Source organism: Actinoplanes sp. NPDC049316 (assembly GCF_040677315.1).
Lineage (GTDB): Bacteria > Actinomycetota > Actinomycetes > Mycobacteriales > Micromonosporaceae > Actinoplanes.
Genome location: NZ_JBFAQM010000053.1, coordinates 13,703 through 33,494 on the forward strand (window position 1 = coordinate 13,703; position 19,792 = coordinate 33,494).

General features: G+C 69.6%; 16 protein-coding genes and 4 pseudogenes. 8 read left to right on the top strand and 12 right to left on the bottom strand.

Going from position 1 to position 19,792, the window contains the following annotated elements; translation table 11 throughout:
* Positions 1-94 precede the first annotated feature (94 nt).
* A pseudogene (locus AB0K03_RS40265) lies at positions 95-497 on the top strand (2,3,4,5-tetrahydropyridine-2,6-dicarboxylate N-succinyltransferase); the annotation flags it as partial.
* Between the two features lie 127 nt (positions 498-624).
* Here AB0K03_RS40265 and AB0K03_RS40270 read toward each other — a convergent pair.
* From AB0K03_RS40270 to AB0K03_RS40310, 9 genes are all read right to left on the bottom strand, one after another.
* A complete protein-coding gene (locus tag AB0K03_RS40270; RefSeq protein ID WP_364697162.1) occupies positions 625-1,899 on the bottom strand; it encodes an MAB_1171c family putative transporter in 1,275 nt (424 codons plus the stop codon).
* 209 nt (positions 1,900-2,108) lie between these two features.
* On the bottom strand, positions 2,109-3,320 hold the full coding sequence (locus tag AB0K03_RS40275) for an ATP-grasp domain-containing protein (protein ID WP_364697165.1): 1,212 nt from the start codon (positions 3,318-3,320) through the stop codon (positions 2,109-2,111).
* Positions 3,317-4,552 (bottom strand): MFS transporter, encoded by a 1,236-nt coding sequence (locus AB0K03_RS40280; RefSeq protein ID WP_364697167.1) that lies wholly within the window; start codon positions 4,550-4,552, stop codon positions 3,317-3,319. The genes AB0K03_RS40275 and AB0K03_RS40280 overlap by 4 nt, the downstream gene beginning before the upstream one ends.
* Complete coding sequence (locus AB0K03_RS40285) at positions 4,549-5,874, bottom strand: hypothetical protein (protein WP_364697170.1); 1,326 nt, start codon at positions 5,872-5,874, stop codon at positions 4,549-4,551. Before AB0K03_RS40285 ends, AB0K03_RS40280 begins: the two co-directional genes overlap by 4 nt.
* 11 nt (positions 5,875-5,885) lie before the next feature.
* Positions 5,886-7,031 (bottom strand): GNAT family N-acetyltransferase, encoded by a 1,146-nt coding sequence (locus AB0K03_RS40290; protein WP_364697173.1) that lies wholly within the window; start codon positions 7,029-7,031, stop codon positions 5,886-5,888.
* Between the two features lie 31 nt (positions 7,032-7,062).
* Complete coding sequence (locus AB0K03_RS40295) at positions 7,063-8,028, bottom strand: TauD/TfdA family dioxygenase (RefSeq protein WP_364697176.1); 966 nt, start codon at positions 8,026-8,028, stop codon at positions 7,063-7,065.
* Between the two features lie 2 nt (positions 8,029-8,030).
* Positions 8,031-9,338, bottom strand: coding sequence for an aminotransferase class III-fold pyridoxal phosphate-dependent enzyme (locus AB0K03_RS40300; RefSeq protein WP_364697179.1), 1,308 nt, complete (start codon positions 9,336-9,338; stop codon positions 8,031-8,033).
* Positions 9,335-10,546: an NAD/NADP octopine/nopaline dehydrogenase family protein gene (locus AB0K03_RS40305; protein WP_364697182.1), complete on the bottom strand. Its 1,212-nt coding sequence runs from the start codon at positions 10,544-10,546 to the stop codon at positions 9,335-9,337. The genes AB0K03_RS40300 and AB0K03_RS40305 overlap by 4 nt, the downstream gene beginning before the upstream one ends.
* A gap of 13 nt (positions 10,547-10,559) precedes the next feature.
* Positions 10,560-11,453: a TauD/TfdA family dioxygenase gene (locus tag AB0K03_RS40310; RefSeq protein WP_364697185.1), complete on the bottom strand. Its 894-nt coding sequence runs from the start codon at positions 11,451-11,453 to the stop codon at positions 10,560-10,562.
* A gap of 228 nt (positions 11,454-11,681) precedes the next feature.
* Here AB0K03_RS40310 and AB0K03_RS40315 point away from each other — a divergent pair, with 228 nt between their 5' ends.
* The 4 genes and pseudogenes from AB0K03_RS40315 to AB0K03_RS40330 all read left to right on the top strand — a co-directional run.
* The gene (locus AB0K03_RS40315; RefSeq protein ID WP_364697188.1) at positions 11,682-12,146 is read left to right on the top strand and encodes a helix-turn-helix transcriptional regulator; all 465 of its coding nucleotides are present in this window, start codon (positions 11,682-11,684) and stop codon (positions 12,144-12,146) included.
* Positions 12,147-12,207: 61 nt separating this feature from the next.
* Positions 12,208-12,591: a hypothetical protein gene (locus AB0K03_RS40320; protein ID WP_364697191.1), complete on the top strand. Its 384-nt coding sequence runs from the start codon at positions 12,208-12,210 to the stop codon at positions 12,589-12,591.
* A gap of 36 nt (positions 12,592-12,627) precedes the next feature.
* A complete protein-coding gene (locus tag AB0K03_RS40325; RefSeq protein WP_364697194.1) occupies positions 12,628-13,188 on the top strand; it encodes a hypothetical protein in 561 nt (186 codons plus the stop codon).
* Positions 13,189-13,301: 113 nt separating this feature from the next.
* Positions 13,302-13,780: pseudogene (locus AB0K03_RS40330) on the top strand (site-specific integrase); the annotation flags it as partial.
* 103 nt (positions 13,781-13,883) lie between these two features.
* Here the strand turns inward: AB0K03_RS40330 and AB0K03_RS40335 are convergent.
* From AB0K03_RS40335 to AB0K03_RS40345, 3 genes and pseudogenes are all read right to left on the bottom strand, one after another.
* A pseudogene (locus AB0K03_RS40335) lies at positions 13,884-14,117 on the bottom strand (hypothetical protein); the annotation flags it as partial.
* Positions 14,118-14,180: 63 nt separating this feature from the next.
* The gene (locus AB0K03_RS40340) at positions 14,181-16,901 is read right to left on the bottom strand and encodes a cation-transporting P-type ATPase (RefSeq protein ID WP_364697197.1); all 2,721 of its coding nucleotides are present in this window, start codon (positions 16,899-16,901) and stop codon (positions 14,181-14,183) included.
* A gap of 36 nt (positions 16,902-16,937) precedes the next feature.
* Positions 16,938-17,591 carry a universal stress protein gene (locus AB0K03_RS40345; protein ID WP_364697200.1) on the bottom strand — a complete coding sequence of 218 codons (654 nt, stop codon included), beginning with the start codon at positions 17,589-17,591 and terminating at the stop codon, positions 16,938-16,940.
* A gap of 189 nt (positions 17,592-17,780) precedes the next feature.
* Here AB0K03_RS40345 and AB0K03_RS40350 point away from each other — a divergent pair, with 189 nt between their 5' ends.
* From AB0K03_RS40350 to AB0K03_RS40360, 3 genes and pseudogenes are all read left to right on the top strand, one after another.
* On the top strand, positions 17,781-18,665 hold the full coding sequence (locus tag AB0K03_RS40350) for a universal stress protein (protein ID WP_364697203.1): 885 nt from the start codon (positions 17,781-17,783) through the stop codon (positions 18,663-18,665).
* A gap of 9 nt (positions 18,666-18,674) precedes the next feature.
* Positions 18,675-19,501: pseudogene (locus tag AB0K03_RS40355) on the top strand (universal stress protein).
* A 71-nt stretch (positions 19,502-19,572) separates the two neighbouring features.
* Positions 19,573-19,701, top strand: a complete 129-nt coding sequence (locus tag AB0K03_RS40360) for a hypothetical protein (protein WP_364697206.1) — start codon at positions 19,573-19,575, stop codon at positions 19,699-19,701.
* The last annotated feature ends 91 nt before the right edge of the window (positions 19,702-19,792 follow it).

Below are 19,792 nucleotides of genomic sequence, written 5' to 3' on the forward strand. Positions count from 1 at the left end.
GACAATAGACGCCCTGCCGGGCCGCCCTTCATGAGGCCCGCGCCACATGTGCCATCGATCATGGTTGCGGTGCGACACAGTAGGGTGGCTGATCATGGGAACTGCCATGTCTCCTTCCGCCGCGTGGGGCATCGGCCTTGCCACCGTCACCACCGAGGGCCTGGTCCTGGACACCCTGGTTCCGGTCCGGACATCTCGGCCTGGGTGAGCCCGCCGAGTTGCCCGCGCCGCCCCCCGGGCAGATCCGGCCCGGTCTGCTCCCTGGGTTGCGCACCCGAGGCGCGTCTGGTGACCAAGTCGTTGGACGACCCGATCACGGATGTCGCCGATGGTTATCTGCGTCTGCACCTGCTGTCGCATCGCTGGTCTGGCCGAAGGTGACCCTGGACGGCATCTTCCACAAGCCGGCCACCGTGGCGTGGACGTCGGCCGACCCCTGCCCTGCGGAGCGAGTCGGCGAGTTGCGGTTCCTGGAGCGCGTCGCGAGCCGCCAGCTGACGCCGGCATCGATCTGAACGATGCTCTGCACAACAACGGCTGAGGCTACGGCGGTTCACCGGGCTGCTCTGCTGGCGGCAGACGCGCCCTCGCGGCTTGCCATTCGCCGGAGTCGCCCTGCCGGCTTCAGCGCGGTGCTGCCTGCCCGGCCCGGAAGGTCTCGCCCGGAGGGTGACCGCCGGCCGCCTGCTCGGTGCGCTGGGCCGGGCTCGCGGGCGACCCCGTCCCGCGGCGTGGCAGGCGCCTGCGAACTCGGTTCCGGGCGACCTGGACGAGCCAGCGCACCTCGTCGGCAAGGTCGTCGCTTCCCTCGTGGACCATCTCGACCGGGCCGTCCGGCCGTACCGGAATGTCGTCTGCCTTTGCCCGGGCCGCGGCGTCCAGGCAGGTGGCTTCGACCGCCGCGGTGAGCCGCTCCCCGCCCAGACCGGCGGCGCGGGCCGCGGTGACGGCCTGCGCCGCGACCGCGTCATCCATGAACGGGCGCAGGGCGAGCCGGCCGTCGTTGATCTCGATGACCCGCCGGTACAGGTGGAACCGGACGTCGCGGACGCGCAGCCGGTCTCGCAGGCGAGACCGCGGCGGTTCGAGCGCGATACTCGGGGTGGCCCGGTAAAGCTTGAGCCACAGCGGATAGAGCGCCTGGTGCTGGCGGTAGGCGGCCAGCCGGGAGGACGCGGTCGACAGATGTGTACCCCAGGACGGCAGGGTCAGACCGAAGGCGACCAGGTTGACGCCGACGCCGACGCAGAGCGGCGTGAGCAGTTCCGGAGTCGGCAGTTCGGCGTGCAGCCAGACGGCGGTCAGGGCGGCCAGTCGGTGCAGGCAGTAGGCGAGATAGACGGCGCTGCCGATGGCGGTTATCCGCAGACCCCGGCGCAGCCAGGTGTTGGCCGCCATCTCGGCGTAACGAACGCAGAGTCGCAGCGTCTCGAGCAGGCCGGCGGCGAACGCAATGATGTACAGCAGCAGATACACCGCAACGATCGGGTGCTGCATGTTGTCCAGCAGATAATTCCCGGGACGGGTGGAGACCACGCTGCCGGCGACCACCCACAGTGTGGTCAGCGTGCCGGCCATGACGCTCGAGACGACCAGCCAGATCTTGGCCTGCGACCGCGCCCGCTCCGGCGGGTAGCTCCAGTACCCGAGAGCGATCAGGAGCGCGGTGCTGGACGCCACCCCGCCGAACAGGTGAACGACCAGCGCGCAGAGATTGGGAACGCCGATCCATCGCTCGATCACCGCCGAGGTGGCCGGAGAGGAGAGGGTGAGCGACACGGTCTTGCAGCCGAAGGCCGCGATTAGCGCGAGCAGGGCCTGGTCATGCCGATTCGTACGCAGATCACGCAGTTTGTAGGCGAGAGCCACCGTGCATGTCAGAGCGCTGAACAGAAACACCCAATCCTTCACCTGATCCACGCATGCCCCCGTTCCCTCAACCACCGCGCAAACACTGGTCGATCCGGGCACGAGGATAACCATCCCGCCTGGTGCACCGGCTCGGCGACCGGCCGGCCTCTACGGGTGAAAGGCGCTGGATCCGCTGGGCCGGTGCGTGCTCGCGACCGCCGAGGGACATGTCGCCACGCGGACGGGCTGTGGAACCGCTATTCGTACTCGACGGTGAACCGATCCTCCACTGCGGACACCAGCGCCGCGATGTCCGCCGGTGATTCGGTACGGCAGTGCACGACCGCGGACATGCTCGACGAGTAGAGAGGACCGTCGATGACGTCGCCAGGCTTCACCTTGACCGCGACTTCCTCCACCTCGGTGAGACCGGCGAACACGTCGGCGTCGGACACCCGGCGAACGGTGCCCCGGCGTACCGGGAACATGATCCACCCATAGGTGCCGTCCGGCGTCTTCGGGCGCCACGGCAGCGGGTCGTTGAGCTCGGTGGCGAGGAAGTGCTCCCAGGTGTCGAAGCCGTAGGCGCGCCGCAGGTTGCGCGCGATCCCGGATCCGCCGGGCCGGCAGGCGATCTCGCCGACCACGAGCCCGCGTTCCGTGCGGAAGATCTCGAGGTGCGTCACCGAGTCGATGAGACCCATCGCCTTGACGACGTCGGCGTGCAAGGCGGTCAGCTCGAGGGTCAGCGGATCGTCGACCGGTAGCGTGTAGGAGCCGAACACCGAGCCAATCGAGCGCAGCGAGGGCACCAGGTATTGGGAAACCGCGGTGAACCGGACCTCGCCGTCGCGCACCAGCCCGTCGCAGTGGAACTCGTCGTCGAACTGGAGAAACTCCTCGACGAGGAACGGCGGTTCGTCGTAGGCGCCGCCGGCGAGCAGCGGCCCGTCCGGCCGTGCCACCTCGGCGACGTCGGTTTCGTCGCGCACGATGTGGATGTTCGCGGAGCCGTCGCCCCAGACGGGCTTGATGACCGCGGGCAGGCCGTGCGCGCGCAACGCCGGCGCGATGCCCTCGGCGCTCGGGACGAGCCGGTCCCGGGCGACCGGGATACCGGCCCGGCGCAGACGTGCCTTCATGGCGTGCTTGTTGCAGAAGGCGTGCGCCACATCGAACGCGATGCCCGGCAACCCGAGATAGCTCCGCAGGTATCCCCCTGTGGGGATGGAGCTTTCGGCTGGTGCCACGACCGCGTCGACCCGGCGGTTCGCCATCAGTCGCAGGGCCGCGTGCCGCACCTCGTCGAGGTTCTGGACGTTGCCGACCAGTTCGACGGCATCGACGGCTGGGTAGATCGGTAGGCAGTCGGGCTCGGTGATCAGCGACAGCCGTAGTCGCGGGTCGAGCACGAGCCGGTTCACGAGTTCCAGGCGGCGGCGGCCCACTATGAGAATGTCGCGTTTCACCGGGCGCTCCCCTCGAGTTCTGTCATGACCGCGGCGGCCCGGGTGGTCAGCACCGGCATGAGAAGGCCCGCGCCGAGAAGCAGCGCGCCGAGCCCGAGCCAGCCGACGGCGCCCTGGCGCACCACAATCGAGGTCAGCAGCACTGGTCCGACGATCGACTGGACGGTCGACCCAAGACTGAACGCGGAGAGGTATTCGGCACGCCGCTCGGCAGGCGCCAGGTCATAAGACACCGTCCACGAACCCGCCGACTGCCACATCTCACCCGCGGTCTGCAGCAGTACGGCGCCCGCCACGAGCGCACACCCCACGGCCAGTCCCGTGCCGGCAGACACCGCCAGCACCGCGCAGCAACCGGCGAGTGCCAAGCCGGACCAGCGCATCCGGACTGCGGCGACGGGCAGGCTGTCGCAGCCGCGGGAGGCGCGCACCTGAAAGAGCACGACGACGACGGTATTGATCAGTACGGCGATGCCGGCCATCGCCGGCGGCACGGTTGTGCGGGTGACGATCCACAGTGGTATCCCAACGGAGAGGATCGTCATGTGCACGACGAGGACGGCGTTGAGGCCGGTCAGCGTTAGGTAGCGGAGGTCGCGTAGTGCGCGCGGGCGGGGCCACGAGCCACTGAGGCGGGCGCGCACCGCCCCGGCGAGTGGAACCCTGCCCAGCAGGAATGCAGCCAGGAAGAACGAGACTGCGTTGGACAGGATGACGGCCCGGAAGCCGGTGTGCGAGCCGAGGCCGACCAGCGCGGTGCCGGCGGCCGCGCCGGCCGAGAAGCCCACGTTGCGTACGACCCGGATCGACGCCATGATATGCACCCGGTCCTGCGTCCCGGCCGCGGCGCCGACGACCGCTTGGTTGAGCGGGCCGGTCGCCTTCTCGGCGAGCGCCATCGCACAGGCGATGACCACGAACATCAAGAAGTTGCCGACGTACGCGTACGCCAGGAACCAGGCTCCGCGCCACAGTTGCAGCACGACGAGGGTACGACGCTCACCGTACCGGTCGGCGAGCATCCCGATCGGCATGGTCGCGAGCAGCCCGGCGACACCGGCGGCGGACAGGCCGAGCCCGATCTGGCTCGCGCTGAGCTCGGCGACCCGGGTAAGGAAGACGACGCTCCCGGCCAGGAAGACGCCGGTGCCGGTGGAGTCGACGAGGGCCACCAGCACCATCCGGCGGCCGGCGGAGGTGGCGGGCAACAGCCGCGCGATCACCGCCTTCATTCGCCGTACGCGGTGTCGGCGAAACCGTAGGCACCGCCGAGCCCGCGATGCCATGCCCGTAGCTCGGCTCCGGTGGCCCCGGTCGGCGCGACGACGAGGCGCTCGTCGAACCACCGCTGCACCTCGGTACCGGTGCGTTCGAGGGCATCGGGCCCGTCCGCGGTGATCATGGCCATGCCGACCCGGGTCGTGGTGGAGTCGAGCTCGCCGCCCATCGTCGCGCCGAACGGCAGCTCGATGCGGGCGAAGTCGACGCCGGGCAACGCGGTGAGCTCGGCCGGCGAGGGGCAGCTGACCAGCACGCCGGGACGGCAGGGGAGATAGACCATGCCGACGCTGCCGGTGCGGACCCGGACGTCGAGCTTCGGCGTGCGGCCGAGCGCGCACTGCACAGCCGCTTCGCCGAGGTCGACGCCGAACTTGGCGAGGATCTCCTCGGCGGTGAGGGCGCCACCGCGGCGAGCCGCGCACTCGCTGAAGGTGAGATGGCCGGTCGCCGGGTCGTGGAAGAGCTCCATGTGGAACACGCCGTCGGTCAGCCCGAGCACGGCGATCGCCCGGCGGACCATGTCGTCGGCGGCGGCGTACGCCCAGGCCTCGGTATCGGGGTCGAACTTGCGCATACGCAGCGCGGCCTTGTGGGCCAGCGTGGTGAGGCAGGGCTGGTCGTAGCGGCCGAGACCGTAGAAGATCACCTCGCCGCCGGACACGATGCCGTCGGCGGTCCACTCGTCGCCGGCCACGAACTCCTCCAGCACGAAGGTTCTGGTCGCTATGCGCCGGCGCCGGTATTCCTTCGCGACGGCGAGCAGGTCGTCGCGCCCATCCACAACCGAGGTCGTCTCGGTGCCCGCGCCAGTGGCGGGTTTGAGGACTGCACTGTCGTACGGGAAGTCGAAGGTGTCGTCGATCTGGAAGACGTCCTCGATGACGATGCATCGGGCAACGGGCAGACCAGCGTCGCGTACCCGCTGCTTCTGCAGGAATTTGTCGCGGAAGAGCACGGCCGTCTCCGGGCTGATGGTCCGCGCTCCCACCGCCCTCCCGAGCAGCGCCGCCGTGGTGAGCAGGTATTCGTTGGTGGTCTGCACCGCGGCGAACCGGCGTCCGGCATACCCGGCGCGATGCAGCGCGCTGAGGATCGCGTCGGGGCTGCGGTGGCTCTCGCAGAAGACCGGGACGGCCGGCGCAGTGATCTCCTGCAGCCCGGTGTCGCGGTGGTAGGCGCCGTAGACGACGACGGGAGCGATGCCCAGGCGCCGGCAGGCTCGCAACACGTAGCGGTCGGGGCTGAGCAGCAGAAGCGACTCGTCGGTGGGCACGGTTGTCTCCTTCATCGGCTGGACCACGCGGGTTCCCACTCGGCGGACGAGGTGGCCGGGCCGGGATATCGCTTCCGCCACTCCCGCAGCTCGGATGCGGTGTCGGCACCGTGGTGGTCACCGCCGCCGGCCGGCAGGGCCACCATCCACAGCGGCCGCAGGACCGCACCCCTGTCGATCTTGGTGTCGAGGGATCCGGTTCCGAGATGCAACTGGGTGAGGCCGAGCTCGTCCAGCAGGGCGATCGGCCGGTAGTAGGTGAGGTTGAAGTATTCGTACGCCCGGCGCAGCGCGTCGTAGTCGAAGCCCGTCACGCGGGCATAGAGCGTCCCGGCCCACCGGTAGAGCAGGAGGAATCCGGTGAGCCGGCTGTCGGCGCGCACGCCGAGCACGAGGCTGTGGGCGTCGAGCGCCGCCGCCTGGTTACGCAGCGACGCCTGCTCGGCCTCCAGCGTGGTCTCGTGCCCGTACTTGCGCTGGATATTGAACTGGAGCGCGCCCGCCTCGGCCCAGCATTCGGACAGCGGTGACCTCGTGACCTGGTAACCGGCCGCCTCGAACACCCGCATCTCCCGCCGCATCTCCCGCCGGGCCTTCGACGGGAACGACGAAAGGTAGCCCTCGACGCCGCCGGGTGGTGGCTGAATGACCGCGTCCGCACCGGCGAAGCCGGCACGTGCGCCGCACGCCACCAATTCCGCTGCGGCCGCAGTGGTGGCATACATCCAGACCACGCCGTCGTGTCCGGTCGCGGTGGCATACTCGCGCGCGGCCTCGACCAGCGAACGCATCACCTCCAGCCGGTCGGGTCCGGTCACCGCCGGGTCCACAGCCACCCCGCTGGCGTAGGCCCGCCGGGTGCCGACCAGCAGCCAGCGTCCGCCCCCGGTGACCTTCGCGTGCTTCTCCGGCAGATAGTTGCGCAGCGTCTCCTGGCGTACCTGCTGTATCGGCAGGCCGGCCAGCAGGGTGCCGCCGCGCGACGCCAGGAGGTAGCGGACCCGGGCGCCCGGGTTGGTCTCGAGCATGCGCAACCAGGCGTGCGAGTAGTAGAGCCCGAGCCCGGCACTGATCCGGTCCCAGTCCTGCGGCGCTACATCGGCGAGCGTTTCCACCTCTCGCACGTACATCGACGCGAGCCTTTCGGTGTCGGGCATGCGGGCTCCACTTCGGTGCGGCATACGACGGTCAGGCGAACGCGACGAACACCTGGCGCTCGCCGCTGAACGGGGTACGCCCGTGCATGGCCGCCCGGTTGTCGACCAGCAGAAGGTCACCGGCGTCCCAGGTGACCTCCACCGTGCAGTCGATCAGTGTCTTGCTGACCAGGTCGATGTCCTCGGTGGTGATCTCGGTGCCGTCCCCGTACGTGGCGCCGTAGCCGAACCGGGTCTCCCACACCCCCATGTCGCTGACGTGGGGCATCACGCTCGGGTCCTTACGCCAGATGTGCGCCTGGTTGAACCAGGCGATCCGGTTGTCCGACCCGACCTCGAGCGTGCCGGGCGTGACGTTCCTGGTCAGCAGGCCCAGCGGCGTCCACTTGGCTGAGGTGTAGCTCTCCTGGCAGATCCGCATGACCTCGTCCGCGTCGTCGGTCTCGAAGGTCTCCGGCCACGACTTGATGCCGCTGGGGTCGCCGGCGGCGTGCGGCAGGTGCTGAATGTAGGCGACGCCGAGGGTGCGGAACGCGTCGCGCACGGCACGCGGCAGCGACGTGTACACCCGGTGCCCGTCGATGATCGTGGTTGCGCCGCCCTCGTCCGCGGGCCGGCCGCACGCGAAGCAGAGCGCCTTCGGGTGCCACGGCGCATACGAGAGCTCGTTGTGCGCGCGCAGCAGCTTGGACTTGTCGGGGCCGGCCGCGTTGTAGACGAACCCGCGCTCGGCGCGGCGCGGCGCGTCGCCGCCACGGTACGGGGCGAGCTCGCCGAGTAGGCTGTGTGCGGCCGTCTCGAACAGGTCGATCGTCCGGATCCCGAAGCCGCGGAAGTGCACGGCACCGGTGCTGTCGAGCAGCTCGCGGACAACTTCGCGCTGCTTCTGGTCCAGGCTTGCCAGCAGGGTGGCCGGCTCCGCGTGGTCGCCCTCGAGCTGGGCGATGGAGGGGAATCCGGTCTCGAAGGAGATGGGGCCTACGGTGATCGTCGTCATGGTCAGCTTCCCCAGGTAGATCGGTTGGAGTGGTGCGGGCCGGCCGGGATCGCGCGCAGCGAGTCTTCGAGGGCGGCCACGAAGATGTCGTCGGTCTCCGGCGCCTGCGGCAGGCTGAGCGTGACGAAGCCGCTCTTGCCGATGTAGACGCCGCGATCCAGCATTTCGTGAAACAGCAGCTGGGTGAGGCGCCGGTCGGTGCCGGCCAGATCCGCGGCCCGGGTTACCGGCACGTCCGTCGGGTGGACGTTCAGCAGCGAGCCCCAGCCGGTGGCCTGAAACCCGGCGGCGCGCAGCACGTCATCGGCGCGCTTGCGCAGCCCTTCGCCGCGCTCGAACAGCACGCCGAGGTTCTCCTCGGTCAGGACCGTGCTGAGCATGGCGGCGGCTGCTGCCATCGTGAACCGGTTGTTGTTGAACGTGCCGGAGTGATCGAAATGCGGTTCACGGCCGCGGACGAGCAGCCGCATCACGTCGCGGCTGCCGCCGACGGCACCGAAGTTCAACCCGCCGCCGATGTACTTGCCGAGCGTTGTCAGGTCCGGGTGCACCCCGAACAGCGACTGCGCACCGCCGTACGCCATCCGTGACGTCTGCACCTCGTCGAAGATCAGCAGGGCGCCGTGCCGGTCACACAGTTCCCGCAGTCCGCGAACGAAGGCGGGGGTGCCCTGGATCCGGCCGCCCGAGCCGAGCATGGGCTCGACCAGGACGCAGCCGATCTGATCGGGCCACCGGTCGAAGGCCGTCGCCACGGAGTCGAGGTCGTTGTACTCGCACACGACCGCGTCGAACGGGACGTTGAGCGACGAGCCGTCCCGGCTGAAGCTCAGACACCCGCCGTGGTAGCCGCCGTCGAACGCCAGCACCTTGCCCCGGGCCGCCGACTTCAGCGCCAGCGACAGCGCAACCAGGTTGGCCTCGGTGCCGGAGCTGGTGAACCGGACCAGGTCCATCGACGCGAAGCGCTCGCACAGCAGGCGCGCCACGTTGTATTCGTCGGCGGCCACTGCTCCGAACGACCAGCCGCTATCGAGGACACCAGCGACCGCGTCTCGGACGACCGGGTTGTTGTGCCCGGCGATGCCGACACTGTAGTCACCGAGGTAGTCAAGGTATTCGTGACCGTCGACGTCGGTCAGCCGGCAGCCCGACGCGAACGCGACCGTGAACGGGAAGGGGTCGAAGTCGAGCACCGAGCGGGTCACCCCGGACGGAAGCACGGCCCGCGCGAGGGCGTTTTGCGTCGCGCTGTTGGGGCGCTTGTCGGCGTACCGACGGTAGGCCTTCTCGAGGGCGCTGGAGATCATATCCGTCCTGTCGCGTCGGCGAGTTCGAAGTCGTGCGGTGTGGTGAGCAGCCGGGTGAGGTGCGGCAGCGAGGCCGGGATCGCGCTGAGCTCGGGCACATAGCCGACCAGGTCACTGCCGTGCACGTCGATCTCGGCCGCGGTGCGCATGACCTGCGCCTCGTACCGTTCGGTGGCGGGCAGCCGGATTCCGGCCGCGTCGGCCAGCCAGCGCATGGTGCGCAGCCCGGGGATGTCCTCCCGGACGATCCGCGACTGCTTCAGCTCGTCTATCGACGCGCAGGAGACCGACCGATAGATCTCGCGGCAAGACTGCATCATCTGGTAGAAGTCCGATTGGTACGGGATGCCGTACTGCCGCTCGATGATGCGGGGGAAGGTCTGCGCCTCGACCCCGTACGCGGCGGCGAGCTGGACCCGTTCCTGGTCGAGCGCGTCCAGGTGTTCCGCGAGCTCCCGGTGCACGCCGTCGGTGTAGTGCTGGTAGACGATGCCTGCCCGGGTGCGCTCGAGGTTGCGAGAGTCGAGGGCGATACCGACGTGGATGATGTAGCCGAGCGGATCGAACTGCAGCCCGATGCCGGGGCGCACCTCGACGTCCGGCCAGGACGGGCGGCCGATGAGATGCCCGAGCGGGAACAGCGCCCGCAGATCGTCGGCGGCGGCTTCGGGCGTACGCGAATAGATGGAGACGTTCACGGTGAGCTTGCGCTTGTACGAGATGCACGTCCCGATCGCGCGGGTGCCGTAGAACGAGTCCTCGATCAGCACCAGCGAGGTGTCGCGCAGCTCGGGGGTGCGGCGGGCCCACTCGGCGAGCACAGGCTGGCCGCCCTGCCCGGCGCGGACGAAAGTGATCACCTTGCCGGGCAGGGACTTCAGCCGGGAGATACGGTCGAGCAGCCGCAGGCGTACGGATGGGATATCCGGCACCGTCACGATGATGTGGCGGGCGCCTTCCAGCAGACCGTCGGTGCGGGGGTCACTGAGCTGGCCGAAGTGCTCCGGGCGCAGTTCGACCCGGTCCTTCTCGCCGTTCATCATGTTCGTGCGGATGAACGGCCCGGCGATCCGCCGCGCGGTCGCGCCGGGCTTGTCCCGAACGGTCAGCGCACGCGCGCTCAGGCCGTGCCGATCTTGGGTGGACACGAGATCGGTGAGCAGCGTCAGGCCGACGTGGCCGGCGCCGATGACGGCGATGTCAGTCATGGTCGCCCGCCGCTCAGGACTCGAGCGAGATCATGGTGCGGCGCTGCCGCGCCACCACCTCGTCCGGCACTACGTAGCTGCGCAGCAGCAGGCGCTCGCAGTTGCCGTAGTCGATCGGGTCGCGGCCGTGGACGCACTCGTCGTTCGGGATGATCAGCGCCTCGCCCTTGCGCGCGGCGTGCCCGCGTTCGCGGCCGACGGCAAGTGCAGCCTCGTGCAGCCGCTCGTGGGCGGCCGCGACGGCGGCGCGCTGGTCGGTGTCGAGCCCGGCGGCCGGGGTGAAGGCGTCGAAGTTGAGCCGGATGACGAGCCGGCCACCGGACTCCTCGAGCAGCGCCATGCGGCGAATGCGCTCGTACTTCCACCCGAGCGACGAGCCTGAGCGGGCCTCGAAGACGCTCTGCCGCAGCAGCGCGATGGTGTCGTCGTCGAGCCGGGCCACCACCTCGCTCGCCGGAGCGAGAAGCGTACGCGGGACCGCGCCCTCGGCGACGTGCGGCACGAGCACCAGGGTGCGCGGCCGGCAGGCGTTGCTCGCCCAGGCCAGGTCGTTGTGCATCGCCAGCAGCTCGGTGCCGGAGCTCTTCTCGCGGGACAGGGTGGTCGGCCGGATGTCGGTGAGATAGGACCCGTTGTAGTCGCTGTAGGCGACGCAGTTGCCCACCGTCTGCCCCAGCAACAAAGCGAGGATCTTGGTCTGCTCGATGTCGGCGAACCGCGGCAGGCCGGTGACCAGGACTGGTTGACCGCCAGCGGTCGCGTAGGTCTCGCGTAGCCCCGCGATCGTGAGTCCGACATGGTCGCGGATGAAGGCGAGGTACCGGTATTCCATCTGACCCGGACAGTTCTCGTGGACCTTGAGGACGAGACTGTTCAGCTGATCACGCTCGGCTTCTTCGAGCGCCATGCGGATCGTTGGCCCGGTTTCCGGCATAGGGGACGTCTCCTTAGGGCTGTCGCGATCCGGCGGAGTGCCAGACAGGGGGAAGCCTAGGTCGCGACCAAGATCGATGCAACTGCTAGTTGAATTCGTCTGGTATGTGTCAACTACTGGTTGCCAACCACCAGTTGCGCTCGCCGTGCGGGAATCAACGGAACGTTGGGTACAGTGGGTGGGGGTCTCCAGGAGGTACACGTGCCCGACGACAGCCCTGCCCGCGAGGGGTCACCCGATGCGGCGGCGCTTGCCCAGCGACTCGACGAGCTCTTCCGCACGAGCCGACCAGGGGGTCGGCGCTGGACCAACAGCGAGGTCGCTGAAGAGCTCCGCAAGATCCGCCCCAGTCTGCGGGTCAGCGGCGCCTACCTGTCCGCCCTGCGGACCGGCAAACGGACCAACCCGTCGCCCGATCTGCTGGTCGCGCTCGCCGAATTCTTCGGCGTACCGGTCGGCTACTTCCTCGACCGGGAGTTCTCCGACCGGGTCGCGACACAGTTGGCCATGCTCGACGGCCTGCGTGCGGCCGGCGTCCAGGGCATCGCGTTGCGCGCGGTCGGCCTGCCGCCGGAGAGCCTGGCCGCCATCACCTCGGTTCTCGATCAGGTGCGAAAGCTGCAGGGCCTGCCGGCGATCGAGGGCGATAATGAACTTGAGAACTAGAAATCAACTGACAGTCCGTGCTGGGTACTGAAATCAACTGAAGGTTGATTATCGTGGCACGGTGCCCGATGACGACTTCGCCGTGCCCTCCGAGGCGAGCCTGCTAGCCCAGCGCGTCGATCAGCTGTTCCGGATGAGCCGCCCACAGGGTCGTGTGTGGACCGACGACGAACTTGCCGAACACCTCGGTCATGAACGTCCGGACGCACGGATCACCGGTGATTACCTTCGCGAGTTACGCACGGGCCGGCAGGCCAATCCCCCGGCCGCCCTGCTCGCCTCCCTTGCCGCGTTCTTCGGCGTCGAGATCAGCTACTTCTTCGACCAGGCGCACACCGACCGGGTCGCGTACCAGCTCGCAGTGCTGGAACAGCTGCACAACGTGGGCGTGCGCGGCGCCGGGTCCCCGCCACACCGCCCCCCGAAATCCAGGCGGAATCCGTAGGCTACACAGCGACCTACCCGAGCGAGGACGAGGTGGATGTTGATCCGACAACGGCTGGTTGACCGGCTCACCCACGGCCGGCGGCTCAAGAACTTACGCCGTACGGCGCATGCGCTGGTCGATGCCCTGGATCTCCCCGCCGACGGCGACATCACCACCGTCCTCGATCGAGTGGGCGCGCAACGCGGCCGGCCGATCCAGTTGATCCCGATGCCGATGAGCCACTCCGGCGCCTGCGGCCTGTGGATCGCCACCCGAGAGGGCGACCTCGTGTTCCACGAGTCGATGACGAGCCCGCGTCACCAGGACCACATCATCGCCCATGAACTCGCCCACATGCTCTGCGGTCACGCCGGCATCGAGGCGATCGCGGACGAGTCGGCCCGCTTGCTCTTCCCCGACCTCGATCCCGACCTCGTCCGCGAGATGCTCGGCCGTTCTGGTTACCAGAACCACGACGAGCAGGAGGCCGAGATCGTCGCCACGATCATGCTGGAGCGCCTGGTCCGGCCGGCACCGGCGGAGGCACCGGCGGAGGCATCGGAGGGCGATGACGCCATGGCGCTCGCCCGCATCGACCGATCGCTGCGCCGGTGAGGCCGACCCCACAGTAGGCGCTGCGGCGGCGAGTCGGCGGGAGGTGGATTGCGCGGCCCGCTCGGCCGACTATGCCCGACGAACCTCGACCACCTAGCCAAGAACGGCGGTTGCGCGTCGTGCCGACCCTCGGCCGCATCCCCATGCGGATGATCACCAACGGCGTGGTGGACCGGGCCGTCTGCTCGTGGATCGAGGACGAGTACAGCCGCTCGACGGTCAAGAACACCCTCGCCATCCTGGTCAGGATGCTGGAACAGGCCGTGCGTGACGGCGTGGTGACCGCAACGTCGCACGGGTCACAGGCTGGCAGCGCGAGTACCAGCGCGCCGAGGACGAGTTGGACGACCCTCGCTCGCTCGCCCTGCCAAGCTGGGAAGCGCTGACCACCCTCGCGGACGCGCTCGTCGCCCGGTCGCACGGTCAGTTCACCGGGTGGGGGCACATCGCCACGTTCGTCGCGTGCACCGCAGCCCGCATCGGCGAGGTGTCCGGCATCCGGGCCGGGGACATCGACCGGGCAACGTGGACGTGGACTGTGCGGAGGCAGACCACACCGGGACCAGGTGGGCTGATCGACAAGGGCACCAAAGGCGGGTGAGATGTCGACGGCCAGCACGACCGTCCAGTAGGAATCCTCGGACGAGCAGCTCCGTGTCGTTCTCAGCGGCCTCGGTGGCAATCTGATGGACGACGAAGCCGTGGCGGACGATGGCCCGGCCGTCTGCTGCGTTCGCGGCGTGCCGGTTGAGCGGGGCGCGCAGGCGGGCGTGGGCGAATGCGGTGAGCTGCGGGTCGAGCCCGGTGGGCGCAACGTAGAGGGCGCGAAGCGCCGCGTGGTGTTGTCCGGCGAGTTGCGCGGCCCGCCGTACGGCCCGGTCGGATAGGTTGGTGGCGACCCGCACCCCGGCGGGTGGTCCGGTAAGCATCCCTGTCACCTCACCTCCTCGGGCGCACCGTGCGGGCGGGAGTCTCCTCCCGCCCTCATGGGTTCAGGCCGGTCGCCGCAGCCGCTTGTCGACTGCCACGACGAGGCTGGCGATCGCGGCGATGCCGAGGATGCGCAGCCAGGCGCCGCCGGCGATGGGGGCGGTGCTGAACAGGGTGTTCATCGCGGGCAGGTAGGTGATCGCGAGCTGGCCGAGGGCTTGGACGGTGACACCGGCGATGAGCCACCGGTTGGTGAACACTCCGATCCGCCAGGCCGAGTGAGTGAGGGAGCGGCAGCTGAACAGGTAGAACGCTTCGACCACGACGAACAGGTTCACGGCCGCGGTGCGGGCCTCGGCCAAGCTGGCCCCGTTGTCGAGCTCCCAGTGGAACAGCCACCAGGAGCCGGCGACCAGCAGGGTGGACACCAGCAGGATCCGTGCCATCAGGGCGCGGGTGAGCAGCGGCTGGTCAGGGTCGCGCGGTGGCCGGGTCATGATCCCGGTTTCCTTGGGTTCGAAGGCCAGCATCAGGCCGAGTGCGACCGCGGTGGTCATGTTGATCCACAGGATTTGGGTGGGCAGGATCGGCAGGGCGGCGCCGAACAGGATGGCGGCCAGGATGACCAGGCCCTCGCCGATGTTGGTGGGCAGGGTCCAGGTGATGAATTTGGTGAGGTTGTCGAACACGCCGCGGCCTTCTTCCACGGCGGCCTCGATGGTGGCGAAGTCGTCGTCGGTGAGCACCATGTCGGCGGCGTCCTTGGCCACCTCGGTGCCGCTGGCGCCCATGGCGACCCCGATGCCGGCCTGCCGCAGTGCCGGGGCGTCGTTGACGCCGTCACCGGTCATCGCGACCACGTGACCACGGGCCTGGAGAGCTTCGACCAGACGCAGTTTCTGCTCGGGCGACACCCGGGCGAACACGGCCGCCCGGTCCACCGCGTCGGGGAACTCCTCGGCGGGCAACGCGGCCAGGTCAGCGCCGGTCAGCACCACATCCGCGCCGGACTGCTTCGGGTCGAGCAGGCCGACCTGTGCGGCGATCGCGGTTGCCGTGGCGGCGTGGTCGCCGGTGATCATCTTGACCTTGATGCCGGCGGTGTGGCAGGCCGTCACGGCGGCGGTCGCGGCGGCGCGGGGCGGGTCGAGCATCGCCTGCAGTCCGGTCAGCACCATGCTGCCGGGCAGGCGGTCCTCGGTGAATTCAGCGGCGCTGGCCGCCGGGCGCATGGCGGTGGCCAGCACCCGCAGTCCCCTTCCGGCAAGGTCGCCGGCCGCCTCGAGGACCGCGTCGCGGTCCACGCCCCGGACGGTTCCGTCGGTTTCCATCTGCGTGCCGCACAACTTGAGCACCCGTTCGACGCCGCCTTTGGCGAGCACCACCTGCCCGTGCGGGCTGCCGGTGGTGGCGTCGCGGTGCAGCGTCGCCATGTACTGCCGGTCCGAGCTGAACGGGATCGTCGCCTCCCGCGGCAGCATCGCCTTGACCTGATCGGAGGCGAAGCCGGCCTTGCGGGCGACGACCACCATCGCGCCTTCGGTCGGGTCACCGACGATGTCCCACTGCCCGTCGCGGCAGGTCAGCGCGGCGTCGGTGCAGGCCGCCCCGGCCAGCAGCGCCCAGCGCAGCGCCTGATCGGCGTCGAGGGCGGTCACCTCACCGGCGGAGCTGTGCAGGGCGCCGTCCGGGGCGTACCCGGATCCGGTGGTCTCGTAGAGGCCGGCAGCCGTCCACAGGTTGCGGACGGTCATCTGGTTCTCGGTGAGAGTGCCGGTCTTGTCGGAGCAGATGACGGTGGTGCTACCCAAGGTCTCCACGGCGGGCAGGCGGCGGATCACCGCCCGGCGGCGGGCCATTCGGGTCACCCCGATCGCGAGGGTGATCGTGACCGCTGCGGGGAGTCCTTCAGGGATCGCACCGACGGCAAGCGCCACCGCGGCGGTGAAGGTTTCCACCGCGTCGTGCCCGCGCAGCAGGCCCACCGCGAACGTGACCGCGGCCAGCGCAAGGATGGCGACGGTCAGGATCTTGCTGAAGCCGGCAAGTTTCTGGGTCAGTGGGGTGTCGAGGACCTCGGCGGCGCCGACCAGGCGGTGGATCTGGCCCAGTTCGGTCTCCGCTCCGGTGGCGATCACGACGCCGGCGCCGCTGCCGGTGGTGACCAGCGTCCCGGAGTAGGCCATGTTGCGCCGGTCGGCCACCGGCAGCCCTGCGGGCAGCACCACCTCGTCCTTGGTCACCGGCACCGATTCCCCGGTCAGCGCAGACTCGTTGATGCGCAACTCGGCCAGCCGGGTCAGCCGCATGTCGGCGGGCACCTTGTCGCCCGCCTCCAGCAGCACCAGATCTCCCGGGACCAGTTCCTCGGACGCGACGGCGCGCGGGTGGCCGTCGCGGATCACCGTGGCCTGGGTACGTGCCATCGACCTCAGGCCCTCCAGCGCAGCCTCGGCCTTCGACTCCTGAATGAACCCGACGACCGCGTTGATCAGCACGACGCCGAAGATCACCGCCGAGTCGACGTACTCGCCCAGCACGGCGGTGATGACACCGGCGGCGATCAGCACGTAGATCAGCGGGTGATGGAACTGGCGCAGGATCCGCACCAGCAGCCCGGCGCCCTTGGCCGGCGGCAACGTGTTCGGCCCGTACCGGGCCAGCCGCTCGCCCGCCTCGTGTTCGCCCAGACCGCGATGGGCGTCGGTTTCCAGCAGCAGCACCACCTCGTGGGCGGGCAGCCCATGGTGCGCGGCTCTGCCCGAGAGTACGGACGTCGTCATCGTTCTGCCCTCCCGCAGCGGTCGATCGCGGACCCGTTACCCGGGTGCGGTGGCTTTCGTTTCGGCTTGCGGCCGATCGGTCACGGCGAGGGCGCCGACGACCAGCACCGGCACCGGCGACGTACGGGTCAGTTCGTCGGCGACGCTGCCGAGCAGGCGTACCGACAGACCGCGGCCACGCCGGCCCACCGCGATCAGGTCGACGTCCTGCTCGCGGGCGCAGCGCAGCAGCGCCTGCGCCGGTGGTCCGGCCAGCACCTCGCATTCGACCTTCCGCCGGCCGCACACGGCGTGCGCGGCGGTGAAGTGCGCACGCGCCGCCGCCTGCCGGCCGCGCCAGTCGCTGTCCGCAGCGTCGTAGTCGACGACTTCGACCGCGATGAGCCGACCCAGCCCGCCCGGCAGCAGATCCAGGACGGCCCGCAACGCCGCGCCGGATTCCGGCGAGCCGTCGACGCCGACCAGGACCGTGACGCCCTCAGCCGGCTCCTGCGGCGCCTCGGCCGACACCAGCCGCGGCACCCGCTCGATACGTTCCGGGGCCATCACCGCCAGCACCGGACCGAAGACCACCGCCGAGAACATCCACAGCGGATCCCGGTGACCACGCCGCGCCATCCACAGCGCCGCCGCCAGCCCCGCGCCGACCCACAACGCCAGAGCCACAGTGATGTACTCTCCGCGCGCCATAGCCCCACGATGACCGCCGGCGCGCAAGACGGCCAGAGGCGAAGGCCCTTCGTAGCGGTAGCAGGCCAGGGCTCGGCGCTGTCCCCTTGGCGCGGATGGGCCAGTCGCCTCTGGCGCTGCGACCGAGGCTGTCTGCACGCTCGAAACGGTGGATGTCCCCCAAGACCTACGTCGAGAGAGGAGAGATCCATGAGCGGGTCCGCGGTACGCGTAGTGGTCGGCTATGACGGGTCCTTGCCGTCCGGCTCGGCGATCGAGAACTGCGCCCGATTGCTGCCCGCCGCGCATGCGCAGATCGCCCATCTGTGGACCCCGCCGTTCGCCAGCGAGCAGTTGCGGCGGCGGCTCTGGAGAGGCACCCGGCAGGTGGACACGTTCGTCACCGCCGTCGAGCGGGAAGGGCAACGCGAATCCGACCGCATCGCAGCCATGGGCGTCGCGCTGGCCCAGGCCGCTGGCTGGACCGCCGAGCCGCTGACCGTGCGCTGCTACGGCGGCGAGGGTTTCGCGTTGACCGAACTCGCTCGCAAGGTCGACGCAGAGGTGCTGCTGATCGGATCCCGCGGGCTGGGCGGCACCCGCGCCGTGCTGGGCAGCGTATCCGACATGGCAGTGCACTACGCCACCCAGCCGATCCTGGTGGCACCGTACCCACTGCTAGCCACCGACGAAGACGCCCTGGCACAGGGCCCGGTACTCGTGGGCTGGGACGGATCCACGGGCGCCACCATCGCGTTGCGCACGGCCGTACGGCTGTGGCCGCACCGCCAGGTCCTGCTCACCACCGTCGATGACGAGGTGGACCCACCCACCCTGCCCGGTACACCGCAGATGACAGTGCTGCAGCTCGACAGCCGGCACGAAGGCTCCTCGGCTGCGGCCGCTGACGCCCTGGCCACGGCCGCCCGCGAGCACGGCGCGGCAGTAATCGTACTCGGGTCGCGCGGGCGATCCGCAGTCCGCGAGATCACGCTCGGCAGCGTCGCCATGAGCACCCTGCACCGGGCACACCGCATGGTCATGGTCGTTCACCACCAGCACGAAACCGGCACAACTGCGCAGCCCACCCCGTAGGAGCCCGACATGTCGGCTGGTCACGTGATGGTCGGATTCGACGGCTCACCGGCCGCGACCGCGGCGCTGCGCTGGGCAGCGGACGAGGCCCGGCTCCGCCGCGTCCCGCTCACCGCCTACACGGTCACCGGCAACCACGACGACCCCGGCGATCTCGGCGCGCTCCCGTGCCAGCTCACCGGCGGCTATCCGGTGACCGTGCGGCACCACCCGGGTGATGCCGCAGACCACCTATGCGCCGCCTGCACACCGCACGATCTGCTCGTGCTCGGCACCCGGGCACGGCCGGCCATCAGCGAGGTGGTGCTCGGATCGGTCAGCCGGGCCTGCCTGCGACACGCGCCCTGCCCCGTCGTAATGATCCGCGACCACACTCAGCTGCGCCGCGTCCGCGGTTTCGTGGTCGCCGGCATCCGGTCCTCGACCGGCGCCCGGAGCATCCTTGTCACGGCCGCCCGAGAAGCCAGGTGGCGCGCCGGTGCCCTGATCGTTGTCCACGCGCGCTCACTGGGCAATGTCGACGCGCAACTGCTGCTCGCCGCGACAGCACGACTGAACCACCAGGGCCATGAGCGGCTGGCCGCTCAACTCGCGGCCACCGGCGTCTACGCGGTACCCGAAGTGATCATCGGGGCGCCCGAGAAGGCATTGCTGCACCACAGCGCGCACGCGGCGCTACTGGTCCTGGGCGCACACCAATCCTCCGCGCCGTGGACGGGACAGACCGGCGCCACCATCACGCATTGCATCCGCCATGCGCCCTGCCCCGTCATGGTCGTCCCCACCAGCCCGGGCACCAGCAGGACGCAGAAGACCCTCACCAGCGGGACCCGTGACCCTACTGATCAGCACTCGAGTCACGGTGCCATAGAGACACAGGGACGTACGACCGTCCGGGAGGAACACCATGGGTGATCTCGACAACCGCCGCGCAGAGCAGCAGGCCCGCGAAGGCACGACCGGTCTGAGCCGACCCAGCCGCTACGCCGAAGCCCTGAACAGATACCTGAGCGCCGCCGGCTACCCGGCCGCCTAAGGCGTGTTTCGTAAGTCCCGCTTAGCCGGTACGAGGTCACGGCGTGGCGGTGATTCATAACTGAAGAGGTCTCCGGTAAGAGGGTTCAACG

Coding starts and splice junctions, on each gene's coding strand:
- AB0K03_RS40280 (WP_364697167.1), bottom strand. CDS start 4,552: ATGAAGGCGGTGATCGCGCGGCTGTTGCCCGCCACCTCCGCCGGCCGC.
- AB0K03_RS40360 (WP_364697206.1), top strand. CDS start 19,573: ATGGGTGATCTCGACAACCGCCGCGCAGAGCAGCAGGCCCGCGAAGGC.
- AB0K03_RS40300 (WP_364697179.1), bottom strand. CDS start 9,338: ATGATCTCCAGCGCCCTCGAGAAGGCCTACCGTCGGTACGCCGACAAG.
- AB0K03_RS40340 (WP_364697197.1), bottom strand. CDS start 16,901: ATGACGACGTCCGTACTCTCGGGCAGAGCCGCGCACCATGGGCTGCCC.
- AB0K03_RS40350 (WP_364697203.1), top strand. CDS start 17,781: ATGAGCGGGTCCGCGGTACGCGTAGTGGTCGGCTATGACGGGTCCTTG.
- AB0K03_RS40305 (WP_364697182.1), bottom strand. CDS start 10,546: ATGACTGACATCGCCGTCATCGGCGCCGGCCACGTCGGCCTGACGCTG.
- AB0K03_RS40290 (WP_364697173.1), bottom strand. CDS start 7,031: ATGCCCGACACCGAAAGGCTCGCGTCGATGTACGTGCGAGAGGTGGAA.
- AB0K03_RS40325 (WP_364697194.1), top strand. CDS start 12,628: ATGTTGATCCGACAACGGCTGGTTGACCGGCTCACCCACGGCCGGCGG.
- AB0K03_RS40310 (WP_364697185.1), bottom strand. CDS start 11,453: ATGGCGCTCGAAGAAGCCGAGCGTGATCAGCTGAACAGTCTCGTCCTC.
- AB0K03_RS40345 (WP_364697200.1), bottom strand. CDS start 17,591: ATGGCGCGCGGAGAGTACATCACTGTGGCTCTGGCGTTGTGGGTCGGC.
- AB0K03_RS40295 (WP_364697176.1), bottom strand. CDS start 8,028: ATGACGACGATCACCGTAGGCCCCATCTCCTTCGAGACCGGATTCCCC.